Origin of the sequence: Euzebya tangerina (assembly GCF_003074135.1) — a bacterium.
In the GTDB taxonomy this organism is placed as follows: Bacteria; Actinomycetota; Nitriliruptoria; order Euzebyales; family Euzebyaceae; genus Euzebya; species Euzebya tangerina.
The window spans coordinates 418,706-439,006 of sequence record NZ_PPDK01000003.1; the positions used below are offsets into that span (position 1 = coordinate 418,706).

Annotated in this window: 22 protein-coding genes; 7 read left to right on the forward strand and 15 right to left on the reverse strand. The window is 69.8% G+C overall.

Features of this window, described 5'->3' with window-relative positions; genetic code table 11:
• Positions 1 to 41: 41 nt before the first annotated feature.
• Positions 42 to 1,109 carry a hypothetical protein gene (locus C1746_RS20290; RefSeq protein WP_116716575.1) on the reverse strand — a complete coding sequence of 356 codons (1,068 nt, stop codon included), beginning with the start codon at positions 1,107 to 1,109 and terminating at the stop codon, positions 42 to 44.
• 105 nt (positions 1,110 to 1,214) lie between these two features.
• Here C1746_RS20290 and C1746_RS20295 point away from each other — a divergent pair, with 105 nt between their 5' ends.
• A complete protein-coding gene (locus tag C1746_RS20295) occupies positions 1,215 to 1,439 on the forward strand; it encodes a hypothetical protein (RefSeq protein WP_116716576.1) in 225 nt (74 codons plus the stop codon).
• On the opposite strand, the gene groL is transcribed toward C1746_RS20295, so the two are convergent.
• Entirely contained in the window at positions 1,436 to 3,070 is a 1,635-nt protein-coding gene (gene groL, locus C1746_RS20300) for a chaperonin GroEL (protein WP_116716577.1), read from the reverse strand. The genes C1746_RS20295 and groL overlap by 4 nt on opposite strands.
• Before the next feature lie 18 nt (positions 3,071 to 3,088).
• Entirely contained in the window at positions 3,089 to 3,397 is a 309-nt protein-coding gene (groES, locus tag C1746_RS20305; protein WP_116716578.1) for a co-chaperone GroES, read from the reverse strand.
• A 338-nt stretch (positions 3,398 to 3,735) separates the two neighbouring features.
• Between groES and C1746_RS20310 the strand changes: the two genes are divergently transcribed.
• Positions 3,736 to 4,212 (forward strand): transcriptional regulator, encoded by a 477-nt coding sequence (locus C1746_RS20310; protein ID WP_116716579.1) that lies wholly within the window; start codon positions 3,736 to 3,738, stop codon positions 4,210 to 4,212.
• A 21-nt stretch (positions 4,213 to 4,233) separates the two neighbouring features.
• Here the strand turns inward: C1746_RS20310 and C1746_RS20315 are convergent, their stop codons facing one another.
• From C1746_RS20315 to tsaE, 5 genes are read right to left on the reverse strand one after another with little or no spacing between them, the layout of a single operon-like run.
• The gene (locus C1746_RS20315; protein ID WP_116716580.1) at positions 4,234 to 5,097 is read right to left on the reverse strand and encodes a GNAT family N-acetyltransferase; all 864 of its coding nucleotides are present in this window, start codon (positions 5,095 to 5,097) and stop codon (positions 4,234 to 4,236) included.
• 2 nt (positions 5,098 to 5,099) lie between these two features.
• Positions 5,100 to 6,125 carry a tRNA (adenosine(37)-N6)-threonylcarbamoyltransferase complex transferase subunit TsaD gene (gene tsaD / locus C1746_RS20320; RefSeq protein WP_205712020.1) on the reverse strand — a complete coding sequence of 342 codons (1,026 nt, stop codon included), beginning with the start codon at positions 6,123 to 6,125 and terminating at the stop codon, positions 5,100 to 5,102.
• A complete protein-coding gene (gene rimI, locus C1746_RS20325; RefSeq protein ID WP_162868019.1) occupies positions 6,125 to 6,649 on the reverse strand; it encodes a ribosomal protein S18-alanine N-acetyltransferase in 525 nt (174 codons plus the stop codon). Before rimI ends, tsaD begins: the two co-directional genes overlap by 1 nt.
• Complete coding sequence (gene tsaB / locus C1746_RS20330; protein ID WP_116716582.1) at positions 6,646 to 7,377, reverse strand: tRNA (adenosine(37)-N6)-threonylcarbamoyltransferase complex dimerization subunit type 1 TsaB; 732 nt, start codon at positions 7,375 to 7,377, stop codon at positions 6,646 to 6,648. The genes rimI and tsaB overlap by 4 nt, the downstream gene beginning before the upstream one ends.
• Positions 7,377 to 7,943, reverse strand: coding sequence for a tRNA (adenosine(37)-N6)-threonylcarbamoyltransferase complex ATPase subunit type 1 TsaE (gene tsaE, locus C1746_RS20335; RefSeq protein ID WP_162868020.1), 567 nt, complete (start codon positions 7,941 to 7,943; stop codon positions 7,377 to 7,379). Before tsaE ends, tsaB begins: the two co-directional genes overlap by 1 nt.
• A 92-nt stretch (positions 7,944 to 8,035) precedes the next feature.
• On the opposite strand from tsaE, the gene C1746_RS20340 reads away from it, so the two are divergent.
• The 5 genes from C1746_RS20340 (at position 8,036) to C1746_RS20360 (ending at position 13,280) form a co-directional block, all read left to right on the forward strand.
• Complete coding sequence (locus C1746_RS20340; RefSeq protein ID WP_116716584.1) at positions 8,036 to 8,791, forward strand: enoyl-CoA hydratase; 756 nt, start codon at positions 8,036 to 8,038, stop codon at positions 8,789 to 8,791.
• Positions 8,792 to 8,828: 37 nt separating this feature from the next.
• The gene (locus C1746_RS20345; RefSeq protein ID WP_116716585.1) at positions 8,829 to 9,650 is read left to right on the forward strand and encodes a class I SAM-dependent methyltransferase; all 822 of its coding nucleotides are present in this window, start codon (positions 8,829 to 8,831) and stop codon (positions 9,648 to 9,650) included.
• A gap of 33 nt (positions 9,651 to 9,683) precedes the next feature.
• Positions 9,684 to 10,241, forward strand: a complete 558-nt coding sequence (locus tag C1746_RS20350; protein ID WP_116716586.1) for an RNA polymerase sigma factor — start codon at positions 9,684 to 9,686, stop codon at positions 10,239 to 10,241.
• On the forward strand, positions 10,234 to 11,274 hold the full coding sequence (locus C1746_RS20355) for a LysM peptidoglycan-binding domain-containing protein (RefSeq protein ID WP_116716587.1): 1,041 nt from the start codon (positions 10,234 to 10,236) through the stop codon (positions 11,272 to 11,274). Before C1746_RS20350 ends, C1746_RS20355 begins: the two co-directional genes overlap by 8 nt.
• Before the next feature lie 113 nt (positions 11,275 to 11,387).
• Positions 11,388 to 13,280: a monovalent cation:proton antiporter family protein gene (locus C1746_RS20360; RefSeq protein WP_116716588.1), complete on the forward strand. Its 1,893-nt coding sequence runs from the start codon at positions 11,388 to 11,390 to the stop codon at positions 13,278 to 13,280.
• Here C1746_RS20360 and C1746_RS20365 read toward each other — a convergent pair.
• The 7 genes from C1746_RS20365 to C1746_RS20395 all read right to left on the reverse strand — a co-directional run bounded on the left by C1746_RS20365 (position 13,268) and on the right by C1746_RS20395 (position 20,299).
• Complete coding sequence (locus C1746_RS20365) at positions 13,268 to 14,902, reverse strand: ABC-F family ATP-binding cassette domain-containing protein (protein WP_116716589.1); 1,635 nt, start codon at positions 14,900 to 14,902, stop codon at positions 13,268 to 13,270. The two genes, C1746_RS20360 and C1746_RS20365, sit on opposite strands and share 13 nt — an antisense overlap.
• Before the next feature lie 131 nt (positions 14,903 to 15,033).
• Positions 15,034 to 15,330 (reverse strand): hypothetical protein, encoded by a 297-nt coding sequence (locus C1746_RS20370; RefSeq protein ID WP_116716590.1) that lies wholly within the window; start codon positions 15,328 to 15,330, stop codon positions 15,034 to 15,036.
• 50 nt (positions 15,331 to 15,380) lie between these two features.
• Positions 15,381 to 16,265 carry a P1 family peptidase gene (locus C1746_RS20375; protein WP_116716591.1) on the reverse strand — a complete coding sequence of 295 codons (885 nt, stop codon included), beginning with the start codon at positions 16,263 to 16,265 and terminating at the stop codon, positions 15,381 to 15,383.
• 51 nt (positions 16,266 to 16,316) lie between these two features.
• Positions 16,317 to 17,090 carry an enoyl-CoA hydratase-related protein gene (locus tag C1746_RS20380; RefSeq protein WP_116716592.1) on the reverse strand — a complete coding sequence of 258 codons (774 nt, stop codon included), beginning with the start codon at positions 17,088 to 17,090 and terminating at the stop codon, positions 16,317 to 16,319.
• 94 nt (positions 17,091 to 17,184) lie between these two features.
• Positions 17,185 to 18,324 carry an alanine racemase gene (gene alr / locus C1746_RS20385; protein WP_116716593.1) on the reverse strand — a complete coding sequence of 380 codons (1,140 nt, stop codon included), beginning with the start codon at positions 18,322 to 18,324 and terminating at the stop codon, positions 17,185 to 17,187.
• Between the two features lie 27 nt (positions 18,325 to 18,351).
• Positions 18,352 to 19,875, reverse strand: coding sequence for an NAD(P)H-hydrate dehydratase (locus C1746_RS20390; RefSeq protein WP_116716594.1), 1,524 nt, complete (start codon positions 19,873 to 19,875; stop codon positions 18,352 to 18,354).
• Positions 19,868 to 20,299, reverse strand: a complete 432-nt coding sequence (locus C1746_RS20395) for a holo-ACP synthase (protein ID WP_116716595.1) — start codon at positions 20,297 to 20,299, stop codon at positions 19,868 to 19,870. The genes C1746_RS20390 and C1746_RS20395 overlap by 8 nt, the downstream gene beginning before the upstream one ends.
• Positions 20,300 to 20,301: the final 2 nt, after the last annotated feature.

Sequence of the window (20,301 nt, forward strand, 5' to 3'; positions counted from 1 at the left end):
CGCGGTCGACCAGCTCACGCGTCGCGGTCGATACGACGGGGTCAGGCTGCCCTGTCAATCCGCAGACGACGAGCAAGGTCCCGCCTGAACGACGCTCGAAACCAGTCAGCACCATCTGCCGCATCCAGTCGTCCAGTGGCGTAGCGGTGGACAACCCAGTCCAAGCCCTGGCGGAGCTGGCGGTCCCGCGTGCGGTCCCAGGCCGCCGCGGTTGCCGACTGGTGATGGGGACCGTCGATCTCGGCCCCGAACCGCAACTCGGGAACGGCCAGATCGATCTCGGCGACGATCCGTCCGCCAGACCGCACGGGGTAGGGACGGGGGTGGAGGGTCACGCCGAACTCCCGGCACACGTCGGCGGCGATCGCCCGTGCTCGTGCCTCGGTCCGCGAGTGCGAGAAGCCCGGACGAAGCCGATTCGCGGCCGCGCGTACAGCCGGCGGGGGGCGGAGCGAGAATCCAAGAGCCGTCGGGTCCTCGGCCATCAGGATCAACTCATCCACCGACATGGTCCGAGTCCTGTCGAAGTACACGGCCAGGTCCACGATGCCCGAGACCGCACGGGGATCCCGGCGACCCAGGTGTGCACAATCCCAGATGACCCGAACCGGCGTGGCCAGCGGCAACCCGTTGCGCCACGTCCACATGCCCTCGATTCCCCGACGGCTTCGAATCAGACGGATCCGGTCGCGACTCGTCGTGGTCCGGTGCGCCCCGAGGAGTTGCGGCACCGCGACCTTGCGTCCGCGGAAGCCGTACTCCCACGCAGCCGACCAGCCGGTGACGGCCACGGAGGCGCCGACGCTCTCCCGTGCGGTTCGGAGGGGATCGCCCGCCAGGGCCCTCCCTCGTCCGGCAACCGAGATGTCAGCCACCGCCAGCAGGCCGGCCCAGAGCGACGTGCGTGCCGAGCTCGGTACGCCGGGAAGCAGGTAGACGGAGCGATGTGGCCGTCGCCACCCCTCTCGCCGAGCCCGCTCGTCCAGTCGACGCGGCTCCAACCCGACGAGCGAGGCCTGCCAGATGGCGATGCAGCCAGCCTGGTGCTCAGCAAGCCTGCCGAGTTCCCGGTACCGGCTGAGGTCACTGATGCCGTCGCGTGGGTCCATCCCTCAACCATGACCGACCGCTGACGTCTCAGGAGTGCTAACTCGTCTCGCCTGTGGATAAGCGCCTCGGACGTCACCGGCCGCACCGGGGGCACGATCCGGTGGGTGGACTTCACACCGTCCTGGCTGGCAAAGGCCACCCACCACGGCCCCCAGCGCAGCGGGGGCACCCTGTGGGTGGACCTTGCAGCCCTCAGGCAGGTCAAGTCCACCCACCATGGCAAGGCCGTCCCCCAGACCACGCGGGCCTGCCGAGTGCGTTCGGGACCAGCAACGACGAAGGCGGTCCCCGGAGGGACCGCCTTCGCGCGACTGTTCGGGCTGGACTAGAAGTCCATGCCGCCCATGCCGTGGTGGTCTGCGCCACCGGCCGGAGCCGCAGCAGGGGGCTCGGGCTTGTCGGCAATCAGCGACTCGGTCGTCAGCAGGATGCCAGCGATCGAGGCTGCGTTCTGCAGCGCGGAGCGGGTCACCTTGGCCGGGTCGACGATCCCGAAGGAGATCAGGTCGCCGTACTCACCGGTCAGCGCGTTCAGGCCCTGACCAGCCTCCATGTTGCGGACCTTCTCGACCACGACGGAGCCCTCGAGGCCCGCGTTCGCGGCGATCCAGTACAGCGGCGAGGAGAGCGCGGAGCGGACGATGTTGGCACCGGTGGCGTAGTCGCCCTCGAGGTCCAACTTGTCCAGCGAGGAGGCCGCCTGGATGAGGGCAGTACCCCCACCTCCGACGATGCCTTCCTCGACCGCGGCACGCGTCGCGGACAGGGCGTCCTCGATGCGGTGCTTCTTCTCCTTCAGCTCGACCTCGGTGGCCGCGCCGACCTTGACGACGGCGACGCCGCCCGACAGCTTCGCGAGGCGCTCGGAAAGCTTCTCGCGGTCCCAGTCGGAGTCGGTGTTGTCGATCTCGCCCTTGATCTGCTTGATGCGACCGTCGATGTCCTCCTGCGAGCCAGCACCCTCCACGATGGTGGTGTTGTCCTTGGTGATCGTGACCTTGCGGGCACGACCCAGGAGGTCCAGCGTGACGCCGTCCAGCTTCAGGCCGACCTCTTCGGAGATGACCTGGCCACCGGTCAGGATCGCGATGTCCTGCAGCATGGCCTTGCGACGGTCACCGAACCCAGGGGCCTTCACCGCGGCGGACTGGAAGGTTCCGCGGATCTTGTTGACGACCAGAGTGGCCAGTGCCTCGCCCTCGAGGTCCTCGGCGATGATCACGAGCGGCTTGCCGCCCTGCATGACCTTCTCGAGGATCGGGAGCAGGTCCTGGACCGAACCGATCTTCTGGTTCGCGATCAGGATGTAGGGGTCCTCGAACACCGCTTCCATGCGGTCGGTGTCGGTGACCATGTACGGCGAGATGTAGCCCTTGTCGAACTGCATCCCCTCGACGAAGTCAAGCTCCAGGCCAAAGGTCTGGGACTCCTCGACGGTGATGACGCCATCCTTGCCGACCTTGTCCATCGCCTCGGCGATGACCTCGCCGATGCCGGGGTCGTTGTTGGCGGAGATGGCCGCGACGTTGGTGATCTCCTCCTGCGTCTCGATGTCACGGGACATCGTCCCGATGGTCTCGACGACACGCTCGACAGCAGAGGCCATACCCCGCTGCAGCATGGTCGGGTTGGCGCCTGCGGCAACGTTGCGCAGACCCTCCTTCACCATCGCCTGGGCCAGGACCGTCGCGGTCGTGGTGCCGTCACCAGCGACGTCGTTGGTCTTGGTGGCGACCTCCTTGACGAGCTGGGCACCCATGTTCTCGTAGGCGTCCTCGAGCTCGACCTCGCGAGCAACGGTCACGCCGTCCTTGGTGATCGTGGGGGCGCCCCACTTCTTCTCCAAGACGACGTTGCGGCCCTTCGGTCCGAGCGTCACCTTGACCGCATCGGCCAGCGTGTTGACACCCGCCTCGAGCTTGCGCCGTGCGTCTTCGTGGAACTTCAGCTGCTTAGCCATGTGGTGTTCCTACCTCTCCTACTTGTTGACCTTGGCGAGGATGTCGCGGGCGTTGAGGATGATGTACTCCTCACCCGCCAGCTTGATCTCCGTGCCGCCGTACTTCGAGTAGATGATCACGTCGCCCTCGGCGACATCCATCGGGACCCGTTCGTTGTCATCGCCGAAACGGCCGGGGCCGACCGCGATGACGGTGCCCTCTTGGGGCTTCTCCTTCGCGGTGTCCGGAATGACCAGCCCGCTGGCCGTGGTCTGCTCGGCCTCATTGGCCTGAACAACAACGCGGTCCTCGAGCGGTTGGAGTGCAACCTTTGTAGCGGTCGCCATCGTGCGCCTCCTTGTGTCTTCGACCGCAGCAGACGCATCCGTGTGCGCCGCCTTGGTCCCGACATCTGCTGTGGTGTGTGGTGTGGTGCGTTGGCACTCTGTACCCCCGAGTGCCAATGCGGTGACGTTAGCACTCTAGCCAAGGCAGTGCAAAGCCTAAACATCAAGATCTTAGCCTGTTGGGCTCAGATTCACCCCAAGCACACATTCTGTTTGGAAATCTCCACAGAAAGTGTTTCTCTCGAAGTAACTCTGTGTTATTGTGGAGACACTTCACCAGTCGAATGTCACAGCGCGTGAGGGCAACTCCCCCGAAGCGCGGCACAAGGAGAAAACGCGTGGCCACTGAGTACCAGAGGCGTTTGGGCGCTCGTCTACGGGCGATCAGGCAGCAGCAGGGTCTGACGCTGCAACAGGTCGAGGAGGTGTCCGGCGGTCGCTGGAAGGCCGTTGTCGTCGGCAGCTACGAGCGCGGCGACCGAGCAGTCTCGGTGGCGAAGCTGGCCGAGCTGAGCGAGTTCTACAACGTGCCGGTCTCGGAGCTGCTGCCGAAGGAGGACCTGCCGACCTCGGCCACCAATGCCGCATCCAAGATCATGTTGGATCTGCGCAAGCTCTCCCGAGCGGACCTCGATCCGGAACTGCGGCCCGTCTCCCGCTTCGCTCACACCATCCAGTTGCAGCGCGGGGACTTCAACGGCAACGTGCTGACGATTCGGGGTGAGGACCTCCGAGCCCTCTCCGTCATCTACGGGACCGACCCCGAGGACCTCGTCATCCGCCTCGAGGACGAGGGCGTCCTCGCGCAGGCCTGATCGGCCTGGTGGCCTGAGTCACTAGCGCAGCGCCAGGACCCACCGTCCACGCGGGAGGAATCCCGCCCGCGAGTAGGCCTGGATCGCGGGCTCGTTGTCGTCTCGCACGTGCAGGCTGACCACGGGCAGACCGTCGTCGAGCAGTTGCGCGCACAGCGTCGTGACCATCCCACGGCAGATGCCCTGCCCCCGGTGGTCCGACCGCACGTAGACGCCGGAGATCTGCGCCCCCCGGCGGCCGGAGTGCAGCGACAGATCCAACTTCGCGACGACGTGCCGGTCACGCTGCACCACCCAGGTGGTACCCCGGTCCACACTGTCGGCCATGCGCTGTCGCACACCGGCGCGCGAACTGCCGGTCAGCGGTGTGCCCATCTCGTCCTCCACGTGGAGACGACACGCGAACTCCTCGAGCACGTCGAGGTCATGACGCCAGCCACGCCGAAACCCGGTGAGCGGCTCACCCGGAACCTGCGACTCCCGGTCCAGCACCATGAAGCGTTGGATCCGACTGGTCGGTCGACGGCGGAAGAAGGACCGCTGCGACGCTCGGAGCACGCCCCCGGTGATCGCCTCGTCGCCGATGAGGATGCGCCAGCGGGCCCGCTCCACGTACTCCGAGAGGTCGGTCGCTGCCTCGGCCCACCCCGCCGTCACGACGGTGCCGGTCGGCCCGATGTGTGCCACGGCGCGAGTGGCGTCATCACCCCAGATGACGAAGCGGTCCACCTCCCGACGGTCCAGGGCGTGCAGCAGGTAGTGGTGGCGGGGGTCCCAGAGCCCCTCCGGCAGTCGGCCGAAGTCTGACTCCACGGCGCGAATGACCTCCCCGAGGTCCTGGGGGAGCATGCGCCGTGCGCCAACTCGCCGGGGTGTCGTGGTCATGATCAGGTGTGGGCTATCGGCATGGCGTGGAGGCCAAGCGACGGGTCGGCATCGAGATCGACCGCAGTCGTCTGGCCTGCGGCAAGTCGGTTGAACCCGGCGGCGGCAATCATCGCACCGTTGTCCGTGCACAGCACCGGCTGAGGGAGGAGCAGGCGACGGCCGGCCGCGCGGCAGCGATCCGCCAGCGCCTCCCGCAGCCTCGAGTTGGCAGCCACACCGCCGACCAGGGTCACCCGCTCGACATCATGCTCCTCGGCGGCCCGGATGGTCTTGGTGACGAGGACGTCGGTGATGGCCTCGGTGAAGGAAGCGGCGACGTCGGCCAACACGATCTCCTCCCCCACGGCGTCCATGCGTCGAAGCTCCCGGATGACGGCGGTCTTGAGACCAGACATCGAGAAGTCGTAGTTGCCGCTGTTCAGCATCGCCCGCGGGAACGCGATCGCGGTCGGGTCGCCATCGCGGCTCAGGCGGTCGATCTCCGGCCCACCGGGGAAGGGCAGGCCGATGAACCTCGCGACCTTGTCGAACGCCTCACCGGCCGCGTCGTCGATGGTGGCGCCGATGCTGGTGAAGCCTCCCTCCCGGTCGAGCAGGACCAGGCTCGTATGGCCACCGGAGACGATGAGCGCCAGCATCGGCGGGTCGATCAGTCCGTGCTCCAGCTGCGTGGCGCAGACGTGCCCCTCGAGATGGTTGACACCGATGAGCGGGATGTCGTGGGCAAGCGAGATCGACTTGGCGGCCGCGACCCCGACCAGCAGCGCACCGACCAGACCCGGCCCAGCGGTCACGGCCACGCCCTCGAGGTCGTCGTAGGTCGCCCCGGCCTCGACCAGCGCCTGTCCGATGGTCGGCAACATCATCTCCAGATGTGCCCGGGCGGCGATCTCGGGGACGACCCCGCCGAAGGGGCGGTGATGGTCGATCTGGGAGCCGATGACGTTCGAGCGGACCGTCACGCCGTCCTCCACCAGGGCGACAGCCGTCTCGTCGCAGGAGGTCTCGATGCCGAGGACCAACATCAGGCCACCTCCTCGCTCATGGTGCGACGGCCGGGGTCGCGGTCCGGCAGGTCGTGCAGCCACATGATGATCGCGTCCTCCCGGTCCTGCTCGCTCGATCCGCTCGGGTAGTAGCGCGGCCGTACGCCGACGGGCGCGAATCCGAAGCCCCGATACAGCTCGATGGCAGCGGTGTTGCCGGCCCGCACCTCGAGCGTGGCAGCGCCGGCGCCCATCTCGACGGCGAGCTGGAGCAGCTGATCCACCAGCGCGCTCCCGATGCCCTGACGTCGATGAGCCGGCGCGACGACAAGCGTCGTGATGTGGGCGTCCTCCAGGCTCAGCCAGAGCCCGCCGAAGCCAGCCAGGTCTCCGGTGTCGGTCCGGACCACTGCGTACTGGCGGTCAGGCTGGCCGAGTTCCCGCGCGAACAGGGCAGCCGACCACGGCGTGACCTGGACCTCAGCCTCGAGGCTGACGACGTCATCCAGGTCGGCGGCCGTCATCGCCCGTAGCGACAGCGGCTGGGTTGGTGCGGACCTCACCCCTCCCCCCGTCCGCCGAAGAGTGCGCCGCGCTTGGACCAGTTGATCTGGGCATCGGCCTGTCGCAGGTAGATCGGCTGCAGGAGCTCGGGACGGGTGGTGTCCTCACGGATGAACTTCGGCATTGCGAGCTTGGCCAGGGCTGCCGCGCTCGGGTGCACGGCCGCTCCGTCGATCACATCGGCCCCGGCGCTGGCCAGCAGGCCGCGGTGGAGGGCGGCACCGTCACCGACGCAGAGAGTGTCTTCGGCGGTGGCCTCGATCTCGGCAGCCAGGACGTCGGGGCGTCCACAGTGGAACTCCCCGACCCGCTGGATGCCACCCGGCACCGCCCGGTACGTCGCCCAGAACAGCTCACCGCGCCGGGCATCGAGCACGCTGCACACCAGACCTGGTACGTGCCGCCAGCGGAAGGCCAGCAGATCGAGGGAGGCGAGGCCGACCACGGGCAACCCGCGAGCGTGGGCGAAGGCCTGTGCGGTGGCGATGCCCACACGCATCCCGGTGAACAGACCGGGACCGAGCGACACCGCGACACCGGTGACCGCGGACGCCTCGACCCCGGCGGTTGCCAGGCAGTACTGGATGGCAGGAGCCACGAACGAGCCGTGAGCCCGCGTCAGGTGCGGCAGGCCGGGACCGATCTGGGCGTTCGCGGCGATGCCGTCGCGGGTCGCCAGGCACACACTGGCCGCAGATGTCGAGGTCTCGACGCCGAGGACCAGCATCACTGCCCCTCCCCCGTCGACTCGGCGCCGGGCCCGGCACCGCTCAGCTGGGCCGACGAGCTGGCAGCGATGAGCTGGTCGCGGACCTCGATCAGACGCCGAGCCCAGTCGTGTCCGTGGGCGCGGACGTGGAGCGTGCGCGGCTCCGGCTGCCAGTCCGCCGCCGAGGCCGCTGGCGTCGCCTCATCCAGCGGCGGCAACCGGAACTCGACCTCGAGGTGGTCGGCGGGGAGGAGTGGGGCCATGGCATCACCCCACTCGACGAAGACGACGGCGGAGGCAGTCCCGACCTCGGCAAAGCCGACCTCCAGCACCTCCTGCAGGCTCTCCAGTCGGTAGACATCCATGTGGAGCACGTCAAGCTGCTCCCCGCGGTACTCCTTGCGCAGGATGAAGGAGGGACTGGTCACCCGGTCGGTGACGCCGAGGGCTGCGGCGGCGCCTTGGACGAAGCAGGTCTTCCCGGCGCCGATCTCGCCGGTGAGTGCGACGACGTCCCCCGCCCGCAGCACAGGACTGAGCACCCCGGCAACCGCTTGGGTGTGTGCGGGGCTGGTGGTGACCAACTCGACGTTCGTGATCGTGCCTCTTGCCCGGTGACGGAATCTGCCTGCACGAGCAGATGGGGATCCGGATCATACGTGTAGCGTCAGATCCCATGAGCAAGCTCACTGTTGCCGTCGACGCCCAAGGCGTTGCGACCATGACCCTGACCGACCCGGACCGTCGAAACGCGATGGGCCACGAGATGGCTGGAGAGATGATCGCCGCCGTCGCGGACCTGCACGAGGATCGTGACATCCGGGCCCTGGTCATCACCGGCGAGGGGAAGGGCTTCTGCGCCGGAGCCGACCTGCCGCAGCTGTTCGGCAATCCGGAGCGCGGCGTCGCCGACATGCGTGAGGAGCTGCAGGGGTACTACCAGGCCTTCCTGGCCGTGCACGAGCTGCCGTTCCCCACCATCGCTGCCGTCAACGGCGCTGCGGTCGGAGCCGGCCTGAACCTGGCCATGGCCTGCGACATCCGCATCGCCGGGACGTACGCGACGTTCGGTGCGACGTTCGCGAAGATCGGTCTGCACCCGGGTGGGGGGTGCACCTGGTTCCTGGTCCGGGCGATGGGAGCGTCCCGAGCGCTCCGGACGTTGCTGCTCGGTGACCTGCTGGATGTGCAGGAGGCGGTGGAGCTCGGTCTGGCCGAGGGGCCGGAGAAGGATTGTGTGGCCGTGGCGGGCGAACTGGCCCACCGGTTCGCCGACGTGGACCCGCAGCTGGCCCGCCACATCAAGCGTTCGGTCGGCATCGCCGTGGAGACCGACGACCTGGGTGCGGTGCTGGAGTACGAGTCCTGGGCGCAGGCGTCCTCGGCCACCTCGGAGCAGCTGCAGCAGTGGGTGGCGAAGTTCTCCTCGTGATCCCGTCGGCGCGGTGGGGCGGGAGAGGGGGTCGCCGGTGACGCCCGAGGAGGCGTTCGTCCGGATCCACGCTGGGTTGGACCGGGAGGGGCCGGGGTCTCCCGAGTCCACCCTCCGGGCCCTGCGACTGACCGGTCTGGCCTCGTCCGGCACCGCCGATTCGGCACGATCGGGGCCTGACCCACAGATGCCGGGGCCGGGGCACGATCGTGCATCCGGTGGACTCAGCGTGCTCGACCTCGGCTGCGGCCCCGGAGCGCAGACGATCACGCTGGCCGAGGCGCTGCCGGACGCCCACATCGTCGCCGTCGACCTCCATCCACCCTTCATCGAGGAGGTGGAGCGGCGGGCCGCTGCTGCCGGGGTCGCCGACCGGGTCACGGCCGTCGTCGGCGACATGACCGAGCCACAGGCCGTCGCCCCAGCCCCCGTGGACCTGGTCTGGTCCGAGGCCGCTGCCTACTCGATCGGCTTCGACGTGGCCTTGCGGGCGTGGCGTGAGGTCCTCCGGCCCGGTGGGGTGCTGGCGGTGAGCGAGGCGGTGTGGGCGGCGCCAACCGTGCCGCAGGTGGTCTCGGACTTCTGGACCAGCGAGTACCCGGACATGCAGCCGGTGCAGCGACGGCGCGCGCAGGCGCTTCAAGCCGGGTACCGGCGGATCGGCGACTTCTCGCTGCCCCCGTCGGACTGGGAGGCCTACTACAGCCCACTGCGCGATCGTGTGGCCGAGCTCGCCGACCCGGGCGACCCTGGCATGTCGGAGGCGGTGGCCGCTCACGAGCGGGAGTTCGCGGTCTACGACGCGGGTGGTCCCTCGGCCGTGGGGTATCAGTTCTTCGTCCTGCGGCGGTCCGACTAAACGCCGACGCCAGTCTCGACGGTTGGGAGGGTGATGGGAGTGGAGCAGGGCGAGGACCCCGAGGTGTTCTGCCGCGAGGTGTGGCCGGATCTGGTCCGTGCGCTGAGCCTGATGTGTCGTGACGACGCTCTGGGTCAGGATGCGGCGCAGGAGGCGCTCGCCACCGTGGTGGCCCGCTGGGCACGGGTCAGCCGCATGGCGTCGCCGAAGGGATACGCCTACCGGGTCGGGGTGAACGCGGCCAAGGACGCGTTGCGGCGGCGGGCACGGGAGCAACGGCCCGCGGTATCGGTTCAGAGCGCGGCGACCACTCGGCCCAGCGTGCCCGACGACGAGGCGGTGGCCGATCGACTGGCTCTGGCCGACGCGCTCCGCCGTCTGCCGCCCCGACAGCGACTGGCTGTGGCGCTCCGGTATCTGGGTGACCTGTCGGTCTCGGACACGGCCGCGGCGATGCGGTGCCGCCCGGGAACGGTCCGGGCCCTGTGCCATCAGGCGACCCAGTCGCTCCAGGCGAGCCCCGATCTGGCCTGGCACCCCTCGTCCACCGCCCCGACCGCAACGGCAGCGGAGGTGCAGCCGAATGTCTGACATCCGAGAGCGAATCCGCCAGAAGATCGATCACGCCCCGCCAGTTCCGATCCACCAGATCAACCGTCGGGCTGGTGAGATTCGCCTAACCGACCAGCGACGAGCGCGTCTCATGTTCGGCGCGCTAGCCGGTGTGGTGGTGCTGGCGGTCGGCGTCCTCGCCCTCGGCCCCCTGGGGAACCAATCGGCAACGGTTGAGTTCGACGTGGCTCACGCCCCACCCACACAGCCCACTCCGAGCCCGACGACCCCCCTCCTCCCCAACCCGACCATGTCGGCACCGGCGGTGCCGGCGCCCGCGCCGACGCCGTCCCCCATGGTGGTCCCGACACCGAGCGGGACCGAGTACTCCATGCTCGATCCGGGTGTGCCCGACGGCGACTTCCCGATCATCGACGGCGGCCCGGACGTCGACTACGACATCTGGGTCGTCCAACCTGGTGACAACCTCGCCGACATCGCGAGGTCCGTGTACGGAGACCCCACCGCCTTCGGGATCATCGCGGACGCCAACGACCTCGCCGGCGACACCCCCCTGCAGGTCGGCCAGGAGCTCGTGATCCCGCCGCACGATTCCGCCGGCCTCCCTGCGCCGCCGACGCTGGCGACACAGCCGCTCGACGAGGAACTCGACCAGGCCATCGTGGCCTCCGCGCAGCCGCCATGGGCCGCTGTCCCCTCACCTGCCGAGGCCGACGCCAGCGTGTGGGAGGCCCGGGGGGAACGCATCGCCTTCCAGTTGGCCCTCCCGCCCCAGGGTCAGAGCGCTGCGGCGTTCGTGGAGCAGGAGATCCGACGGGGCGCGGGCGAGGTCGACGTCGGGGACGGCTCCACCGCCGCGTTGCGGAACCGTGGGCCGGCCTGGCCGGAGGTCGGACCGCTCTTCCTGGCACTCGAGGATGGCCGGCTGCTGCAGGTGACCGGCAACCCGGCCGTCACCGGAGCGGATCCCGAGCTGGATGTCGCGCTCGACTACCTCGCCGGGGACCTGATTCCCTGGCTGTCGGGCATCCGCGCTGCGACGAGCGATTAGCCTGGGAGCCGAACTGATCTGACGCGACGCACGAATCCGGGGATCGGTGCGGCGTCCGCCAGGTCGGCGCGTGGCAAACTCGTGAGTTCTATGGCCTTCGTCAGATCGACGTCATGACCACCTTCGAACTCCTGGCGATCTTCGCGCTGGTCAGCATCGCCTCTCACCGGATCGGCAAGTGGTTCACGGCCATCGGCCTCCCCTACATCACCGGGTACCTGGCCGCAGGCGCCGTCGCCGGCGGGTTCGTCCTCGAACTGCTGCCCGTCGGTGCGGAGGTGGAACTCCGATTCGTGGACGAGATCTCACTCGGGCTCATCGCCTTCGTGGCAGGCAGCGAGCTCTACATCCCCGAGCTCCGCGACCGTGTTCGGACGATTCTCACGATGGCAGGGGCCATCTCGGTGGCCGGTTTGGCCATCATCGGGGGCACGGTCGGCGGCCTTGCCACCGTGGCCAGCTTCGGCGATGGACTCGGCGGCGCCGAGATCGTGGCCATGGCGGTTCTCGGCGGCACCGTCCTGCTTGCGCTGTCCCCACCCTCCACGATCGCCGTCATCAAGGAGGTCGGCGCGCGCGGCCGGTTCACCTCGACTGCGCTGTCCCTGACGATCGTGATGGATGTTGTTGTGGTCGTCGCGTTTGCCGCCTCCGCCAGCGTTGCCGGTGCGCTGCTCGGTGACGGCGGGCTGCAACTGAGCTTCATCCCGATCCTCCTCCTCGACCTGACGCTGGCATGCATCATCGGCTTCACTGTCGGCAAGGTCATCGCCGCCTACCTCCGGCTGGGCTTGCCGCTGGTGGTCAACGCCGCGGTGGTCCTGTCGATCGGCTTCGGCATCTACGAGGCGGCCGACTTCGTCTCGGAGTGGTCCGTGGACGCCGTGGGCTTCGAGATCTACCTGGAGCCACTCCTGGCAACGCTCATCGCCGGGACCGTCGTCACCAACTTCACCGACCAGCGACACACCTTCGAGCACGTGCTGCACAAGGTCTCACCGGCCGTGTACGTCGCCTTCTTCACCCTCACCGGTGTCTCGCTCAAGCTGGACACCCTGCTGGCGGTCCTGCCGGTTGCGGCCGTCCTGTTCGTCGTCCGCATCGTGGCCATCGCGGTCGGCACGACCACGGGCGCGCGTCTGGCCCGGGAGACCGGCCACATCGCCAGCAAGAGCTGGCTGGCCCTCATCACCCAGGCCGGCATCGCCCTGGGGCTCGCGCGCGAGGCCTCGATCCAGTTCCCCTCGCTCGGCGACGCGTTCGCCACGCTCATCGTCGCGGTCATCGTCCTGAACGAGATCTTCGGGCCCATGCTGCTGAAGTACATCCTGAACCGGGTCGACGAGGTCGGTCAGGGTGATGGCCGCCGCGCGCTGATCTACGGCGTCGACCGCAACGCCCTCCAACTCGCCGAACGACTCGAAGCTGCCGGATGGGCGACGACGTTGGCGGACGACGAGCACGACCACGTGGCGGAGGCCGAGCAGGCTGAGCGGTCCCGGACCATCCTCGTGCTGGAAGATGCCGAACAGTTCTTCGCCGATCTCGACCAACTCCCCGACACCGTCGTGGCCATGGGCGGTGACGATGATGCCAATCTGGACCTCTGTCGTGCTGCTGTCGAGGCTGGCATCGAGCGCACGGTCGCCCGCATGTCCCATCCCGACCTGCTGGATGACTTCCACGACATCGGTACGCTCGTCATCGACCCGACCAGCGCGGCCACAGCGCTCATCGAGGACGCCGTCCGCACACCCGACGCAGCTGAACTGGTCCTCCACGCCGATCCCAACCGTGAGGTCATGCAGATCAAGGTCAAGGCCGCGTCGGCTGATGGGCGCCCCGTCCGGGATCTCCGGCTTCCCGACGGCATCCTGCTCCTCGCGCTGCGACGCCGCGGGACGGTCATCTCGCCGGACGGGTTCACCACCATCAAGCGCGGTGATGACCTGACCATGATCGGAGAGCCGGGAGAGCTTCGCGAGGTCGCCAGTCAACTGATGTGAGGGCGGGAATGCGCGGGGGCGAGCTCATTGACCTCGCCGTCCCAGCGCGACCGCAACCAGCGGTCGTGTGACGCGACCACCACGGCACCGGGCGAGGACAGCAGCGCCGCCTCCAGCTCCTCGACCAAGCTGAGGGAGAGATGGTCCGTCGGCTCGTCCAGCAGCAGGACGTGGGGCGGTCGGGCGATCGTGGCCGCGAGCGCCAACCGACGGCGTTGCCCGGCAGACAGCTCGCCCACCGGCCGGTCGAGGTCACGCGGCCGGATCAGGCCGAGTTCGACCAGTTCCGGTGTGGCCTCCGGCCGTCGAACCCCGTCGAACCACTGACGCGGTGAGAGGTTCGGATCCATCGGTGGAGGGTCCTGGTCCAGGTGGCCGACGCGGACGCCGGGCTGCCTCAACACCTCGCCGCTGCTCGGCGCGAGCGTGCCAGCCAGCACCTGGAGGAGCGTCGACTTGCCGGCGCCGTTCGGCCCGACCACCAGGATCCGGTCGCCGTGCGTGACGTCGAGGCGGGTGGCCGAGAGGCGAGCTGCGACGGCAACGCGCTGGGCCGAGAGCAGCACACCCTGAGGTCCGGCTGCGGTCAGCACCTCGGCTCGGAGGTGCAGCGGTCGGGGCGGTTTCGGGACCCGGTCGGCGGCCAGGCGTGCTCGGTCGACGTCGGCGCGTCGCAGTCGGGCCGCTCGGGTGCGGTCAGCCTGCTGGGCCTTGGCCTTCGGTATGAACTTGTCGTTGTCCCGAGGGGGCGGGATCCGGCGGTCGCGGGCGGCCTCGCGTCGGCGCTGCCCGACGACAGCCTCGGCCGTGCGGTGGGCCGCGAAGTCCTCCCGCCACTGTTCCTGCGCCAGGCTGCGGGCCGCACGGTACGCCGTCCAGCCGCCGGGGACGACCCTCGGTGACCCGCGGCCGGGGTCCAGATCCAGGACACCCGTGGCGACGTCCTCGATGAACTGCCGATCGTGTGAGGCCGCGACGACCGGCCCGACGAAGCCACGGAGGTGACCCACGAGGACGTCGACGGCGTCGGCGTCGAGGTGATTGGTGGGCTCATCGAGCAGCAGAGCGGACGGCTGCCGGGCGAGGAGGTCGACGATCTGCAATCGACCGACCTGACCTCCTGACAGCTCACCGATGCGCAGGCCCGGGTCGATGCCGGGGAGCAGGTGCCCGACGGCCGCGTCACGGGTCGTGTCCGCACTCCAGGCGTCCGCCGCCTCTGCGGCGGCCAACGCGTCAGAGAGGTCCCGCTCGGCTGCCGGGTCGCCCGGCCGGTCGGCAAGCGCGGCGCCGGCCTCCTCGACGGCGGTGGTCAGCCTGGTTGCCCACCGGATGGAGGCGTCCATCACCGCCTCTACGGTGGTGTCCGGGGACCAGGGCGGCACCTGGGTCATCATCGCGATGCGGCCTGCGGGGCGGTCGACCTGCCCTCGGTCACAGCGGAGCGTTCCAGCGAGCACGCGCAGCAGCGTGGACTTCCCGCTGCCGTTCTCCCCGACCAGCACGACCCGCTGGCCACGGTCGACGTCCAGGCTGAGGTCGTCCAGCACGACGTGGCGGCCGAACTGGGTTCCGAAGGACACCGAGATGTCGGTGCAGTTGAATGTGACACGATCTGACACGGCTGCTCCGGCTTGAGTGGAGCGGGGCCCGCCGGGTGCCTCAGACGAGGAGGTGCCTCGGGCGCGGGCGCTGGCAGATCAGTTCTTCATGTCCCCGTGGATCTTAGCAGACCTCCAACTGGGATCGAACCCTAGCCGCCGGACTCGCGAGCCAGGGCAGCTCTCCGCATCCGCTTGGCCACGACCGGGACGACCATGAGCCCGATGAAGCCGACCAGCGTGAGCAGCCCACCCAATCCGACCTGCGGGCTGAACAGCGCGAGGTACAGGCCGGCCACCAGGAAGCCGACCGTCACCACCGAGAGCAGACCACTGATGGACTTGATCCGCTTCTCCGCCTGGATGCTGGCGTAGGGGTAGGCCTCCAGCCCATCGATCTGGCGGGGGTCGCCGTACAATTCCGCGTCGCCTGTCTCACCGGTGCTCATGACGGCCCCGAGAGTAGATGGGCCACGCGGGCAGGGCCGCGCGAGACGGCTCAAGCGGCTGCGGCCCGGACCGATGCGCGGATCGCCGCAGCCACGGCCTGTGCCCCGAGCGTTGCCACCAGGTCGATCGGCGCCGTCACCGTGGTGCGCTTGGTGCTCAGCAGGAACAGCGCGTCACCATCCATGGTGGTGTGCGGTGGGTCCACGCTGCGGGCGATGCCCGTGTGTGCCAGGTCGACCGCCCGGACAGCCTCGGCCTTGGTCAGCACCGCGTCGGTGACCAGGCACCCGATCACCGTGTTGGTCTGCGGCGGCGGCGTCATGTCGCGGTAGGGGTAAGCCTCCCTGGTGTCCACGCCGGTCAGCAGCGATCCGTCCTCGGCCAGGACGTTGCCGAGGGCATTGACGGCCATCAAGGCGCCGACGGTGATCCCACCACCGGTGGCCACGGCCCAGCCCTGGCCGCCCGGCTGCAGGTGCTCGAACCCAGCGATCTTCGACACCGTGCAGCCCGCACCCACGCCGACACGCCCCATCGCTGGGTCGGAGGTGGTGGCCGCCGCGCAGGCGGCCCGGCCAGCCGCCGCATCAGGACGACCGGCGCCGGCTTCCCGGAGGTCGAAGACGATGGCGCCGCCGATCACGGGAACCGGGGTGACGAAGCGGTCGTATCCCCGGCCCTGCTCCTCACACCAGTGGGCGACGCCGTCGCCGACCGCCAGCCCGAAGGCCGAGCCTCCGCTGAGGAAGATGCCGTGGCACTCCGTGCCCTGACCGCCGGGCCCGAGTGCGGCCGCCTCACGAGTTCCCGGCGCCCCGCCACGGACGGAGCAGGCCCCGATGCTCCCCGCGGGTGGCAGGACCACGCTGCAGCCGGTGTGACCGCCTGGGTGGGTCCAGTGACCGACCAGCACATCGTCCAGACCAAGCGCCATACGGGCACGCAGCGTAGCGCAGGCTGCGGGACGCCTCGCCGGACGCCCGGGCTACCGCTCGACGAACTTGGCGGGACGGCGTTCGATGAAGCTGGTCATCGACTCCTGGCCGTCGCGGGTCTGACTGGACGCGGCCATGACCTCGGTGGCGTAGTCGTAGGCCTCACGCAGCTCCAGGTCCATCTGCCGGTACAGCGTGTGCTTGCCCATGGCCTTCGACAGCTTGCTGCCGCGGGTCGCTCGTGCCAGCAGGTCCTCGCTGGCCTGGTCCAGCTCCTCTGCGGGCACCGCTCGGTTGAGCAGCCCCCAGTCCACCGCCGTCCGGGCGTCGATCGGGTCGCCGGTCAAGGCCATCTCCATGATCTGCTTGCGTCCGATCGCCCGCGCGACGGCGACCGAGGGGGTGTGGCAGAACCAGCCGCCCTTCCCACCGGGCAGCGAGAACGTGGCCGAGTCGACGGCGACGGCGAGGTCGCAGGCGGCGACGAGTTGGCAGCCAGCAGCCAACGCCGGCCCCTGGACCCTGGCCATGACGACCTGGGGGAGCTCGCCGATCAGCAGCATCATGTCGGCGCAGGCCCGCAGGAGCGCGCGCATCTCACCCAGGTGTCGGCCGGCCATGTCGGCGAAGTCGTGGCCGCTGGAGAAGACCGGCCCCTCGCCGGCGATCATGACCCCAGCCAGATCCGAGGCACCCGCATCCTCGAGCGCCTGGGTCAGCTGGGTGATCACCTTGAGCGAGAGGGCGTTGCGCCGCTGGGGTATGGCCATCGTGATGGTCGCGTACCAGTCGCTGCGCGTGGTGCGGACGAGTGGCTCGGTCATGGGGCCTCCTGGGCTGCTCGACCCTCAGCGTACTTGGTGCACGATCGGGGGCTGACCCACGCCACGGCCCAAACGTGCACGATCGTGCCGCGAGTCAGCGGTAGACGCGTGGGACCCTGGCGCTGATGCCACACGTGACCTCATAGGTGATGGTGTCCAACCAGCTCGCCCACTCCTCCACCGTGACGCAGGTCTCGTCCGGCCCGCCGAACAGCCAGACGTCATCACCGGCGGTGTCCGTCGCCTCCGGCCCCAGATCGATCGTGATCTGGTCCATCGAGACCGTGCCGACGATGGGGACGCGTCGACCACCGACCCACACCTGCCCGGTGTTGGTCAAGCCTCGACGGATGCCGTCGGCGTAGCCACCGGCGACGGTACCGATGACGGTGTCGTGGGCCGCGGTGAAGCGCAGCCCGTAGGACAGCTGCTGCCCGGCGAGCACCGGCTTGACCAGCGTCAACTCCGACCGCAGGGACATCGCCGGGCGCAGGCCGTCGAGCCGGATACCGGGCGCGGCCTCCAGCCCGTACACCGCGATGCCGGTCCGGACCAGGTCGTGGTGGACGCCGACGGCCTGTTCCCCGGCAACGCCAGCCCCGAGCTGCGTGCCGCCCGAGTTGGCCAGGTGCACCAGGTCCGGGGCCAGCCCCGCGGCCCGGGCACGCTCGACCCCGGAGGCGAACAGGCTGGTCTGCTGGACCGTGTAGGGGTTGCCGGGCTCGTCCCCGACCGCCAGGTGCGACCAGATCCCGGTCACGGTGATGTCAGCCGAACGGGCGAGGTACCCGAACACCTCGTCCCACAGCGGCTCGATGAGGCCGACCCGGCGCATCCCGGTGTCCAGCTTGAGGTGCACGGCAACCGGTCCCGAGCCTCGGTCCCGCCCCGCGGCCACGAGCGCCTGGACGAAGCGGTGGGTGTACACCGTCGGGGTCAGATCCGCCTCCAGCATGGCGGTTGCGGCGGCCGGCGGCGGCTCGGACAGGACCAAGATCGGTGCTCGGATCCCGGCCGCCCGGAGCTGCTCACCCTCCTCGACCAGCGCGACACCAAGCCAGGTGGCGCCGCCGTCCAGCGCCGCCTGCGCGCTCGGCACCGCACCGTGGCCGTATCCGTCGGCCTTCACGACGGCCATCAGCTCTGCGGGGTCGGCGTGCGCTCGCAGGAGAGCCGCGTTGTGGCGGATCGCACCAAGATCGACTTCGGCCCGGACCGGTCGATGGAGGGGCATGCAGGCAGCCTACCGGCGAGCCGCGTCTCAGACGCCGACGGTCATCGCCGCGGGTCCGAGGTGGTCGATGACCGTGCCCGCCGTGGTGGCGCGCACACCAACGCTCTCGCCCGCCAGATCGCCGGCCAGGCCGTGCAGGTACGCGGCACAGGCTGCCGACTCGGGACGGGCACGCCCCGCGACCAACGCAGCGGTCACCCCGGCCAACACGTCCCCGGTCCCCCCGGTCGCCAGTGCCGGCCCACCGGTCGGATTGATCCACACCCGTCCATCCGGGGCGGCGATCACCGTGGCCGGCCCCTTGGCCATCACCGTCACACCCCAGCTGGCCGCGTGCTCCGCCGCGATGTCCGCGCGGCGGGCCTCGACGTCCTCGGCCGTCACACCGGCCAGCCGGGCCAGTTCTCGCTGATGGGGGGTCGCGACGAGGGTGTCGGAGGCGGCGTCGGCCAGGTCGTCGGCGCGTCCGCGGAAGGCGTTCAGGCCATCAGCGTCCAGCACCACGGGCGCCTGGACGGTGGCCACGAGCTCCCTGACCGCTCGCTGGGTCTGGTCCGCCAACCCCAGGCCCGGGCCGAGGGCCAGCACGTCAGCGCGAGCCACGGCGTCAGCAACGATCCGCACGATGCCGGCGACGTCGGCTGGTAGCGCCACCGTCATGGCCTCGGGAACGGCGCCGGCGACGATGGGCGCGACCGCGGCGGGTGTGGCGACCGTGACCAGGCCCGCACCCGCGCGGAGCGCGCCGCGAGCAGTGAGGATGGCCGCCCCCGAGGTTCCCTCGGCGCCTGCGTAGATCACGACGACGCCCCGCTGCCGCTTCTCGGCCTGGGCACCGATGGCGGGAAGCAGGCTCTGCAGGTCGTCGGGCTCCAGGACCTGCGCAACCGGCTCCGCCTGCCCGTCGACGACGTCCAGTTCGCCGAGCACCACTCGGCCGGTGAAGTCCTGCCCGGGCGACAGCGACAGGCCGCGCTTGTGGGCACCGAGCGTCACGGTCAGGTCGGCACGGACCGCGGGTCCTGGCACGGCTCCGGACGCGCCGTCCACCCCGGTCGGGATGTCACAGGCCACGACCGGACCGGGGAAGTCTCCCAGCGCCTCCACCACGTCGGCCATCACACCGCGGGGCGCGCCGGACGCGCCCGTCCCGAGGAGGCAGTCGACCGCCACGTCCGCCCAGGCCAGGACCTCGGCGAGGGCGGCCCCCGGGTCGTCGTCCAGGACGATCGTCGCCCCCGACCGGCCCTGCCAGGTGGACAGCTCACGGGAGGCGTCGTCACCGAGCTGGTCGGGCGAGGAGACCAGCACCACCACCGGCTCCGCCTCCCGATCGGCCAGATGTCTGGCCGCCGCGATGCCGTCCCCGCCGTTGTTGCCCTTGCCGCAGAGCAGCACGACCCGCAGTCCGGCTCGCCGGTTCGCGACCGCCAGGACACCCCGGGCCAAGAGCCCCGCCGCACGGTCCATCAGCTCAGCCGGGTCAACCGCGCGGTCGAAGGCCCGCTGGTCCATCGCCTGCACCTGCTCGGGGAGGTAGAGGTCACGCATCGCGGTCCACCGACCCTGATCGAGCCGGGCTCAGGCCGTGGCTCGAACCCGGGCTCGCGACGTCCCGTTCGGCCACCGCGTAGGCGGCCGCGATCGTGTCGGAGGTGGAGATCGAGAGGTGAACCCGGTCGACCTCCAAGTCCGCGGCCACCTCCGCCGCGCGGCCGTGGAGCACCACCGAGGGCCGCCGCAGCTCGTCGTTGGTGACCTCGATCTCGAGGAACGTGAACCCCCGTATGCCACTCCCCAACGACTTCGAGACGGCCTCCTTGGCGGCGAAGCGCGCAGCCAGTGAACTCACGCGGCCGTCGCAGTACGCCTGCTCCCCCGGCGTGAACAGCCGATCGTGCATCGATGGGGTCCGGGCCAGCGCAGTGCGGACCCGTTCGATCTCGATCAGGTCGATGCCGACCCCGACGATCATGG

Bases quoted from the DNA above. Each gene is read 5' to 3' on its own strand.
- C1746_RS20350 (WP_116716586.1), top strand. From the start codon at position 9,684: ATGGGAGTGGAGCAGGGCGAGGACCCCGAGGTGTTCTGCCGCGAGGTG.
- tsaB (WP_116716582.1), bottom strand. From the start codon at position 7,377: ATGCTGGTCCTCGGCGTCGAGACCTCGACATCTGCGGCCAGTGTGTGC.
- C1746_RS20390 (WP_116716594.1), bottom strand. From the start codon at position 19,875: ATGCGTGACCTCTACCTCCCCGAGCAGGTGCAGGCGATGGACCAGCGG.
- groL (WP_116716577.1), bottom strand. From the start codon at position 3,070: ATGGCTAAGCAGCTGAAGTTCCACGAAGACGCACGGCGCAAGCTCGAG.
- C1746_RS20380 (WP_116716592.1), bottom strand. From the start codon at position 17,090: ATGACCGAGCCACTCGTCCGCACCACGCGCAGCGACTGGTACGCGACC.
- C1746_RS20355 (WP_116716587.1), top strand. From the start codon at position 10,234: ATGTCTGACATCCGAGAGCGAATCCGCCAGAAGATCGATCACGCCCCG.
- C1746_RS20360 (WP_116716588.1), top strand. From the start codon at position 11,388: ATGACCACCTTCGAACTCCTGGCGATCTTCGCGCTGGTCAGCATCGCC.
- C1746_RS20370 (WP_116716590.1), bottom strand. From the start codon at position 15,330: ATGAGCACCGGTGAGACAGGCGACGCGGAATTGTACGGCGACCCCCGC.
- C1746_RS20375 (WP_116716591.1), bottom strand. From the start codon at position 16,265: ATGGCGCTTGGTCTGGACGATGTGCTGGTCGGTCACTGGACCCACCCA.
- tsaD (WP_205712020.1), bottom strand. From the start codon at position 6,125: ATGTTGGTCCTCGGCATCGAGACCTCCTGCGACGAGACGGCTGTCGCC.
- C1746_RS20315 (WP_116716580.1), bottom strand. From the start codon at position 5,097: ATGACCACGACACCCCGGCGAGTTGGCGCACGGCGCATGCTCCCCCAG.
- C1746_RS20340 (WP_116716584.1), top strand. From the start codon at position 8,036: ATGAGCAAGCTCACTGTTGCCGTCGACGCCCAAGGCGTTGCGACCATG.
- groES (WP_116716578.1), bottom strand. From the start codon at position 3,397: ATGGCGACCGCTACAAAGGTTGCACTCCAACCGCTCGAGGACCGCGTT.
- C1746_RS20290 (WP_116716575.1), bottom strand. From the start codon at position 1,109: ATGGACCCACGCGACGGCATCAGTGACCTCAGCCGGTACCGGGAACTC.
- alr (WP_116716593.1), bottom strand. From the start codon at position 18,324: ATGCCCCTCCATCGACCGGTCCGGGCCGAAGTCGATCTTGGTGCGATC.
- C1746_RS20395 (WP_116716595.1), bottom strand. From the start codon at position 20,299: ATGATCGTCGGGGTCGGCATCGACCTGATCGAGATCGAACGGGTCCGC.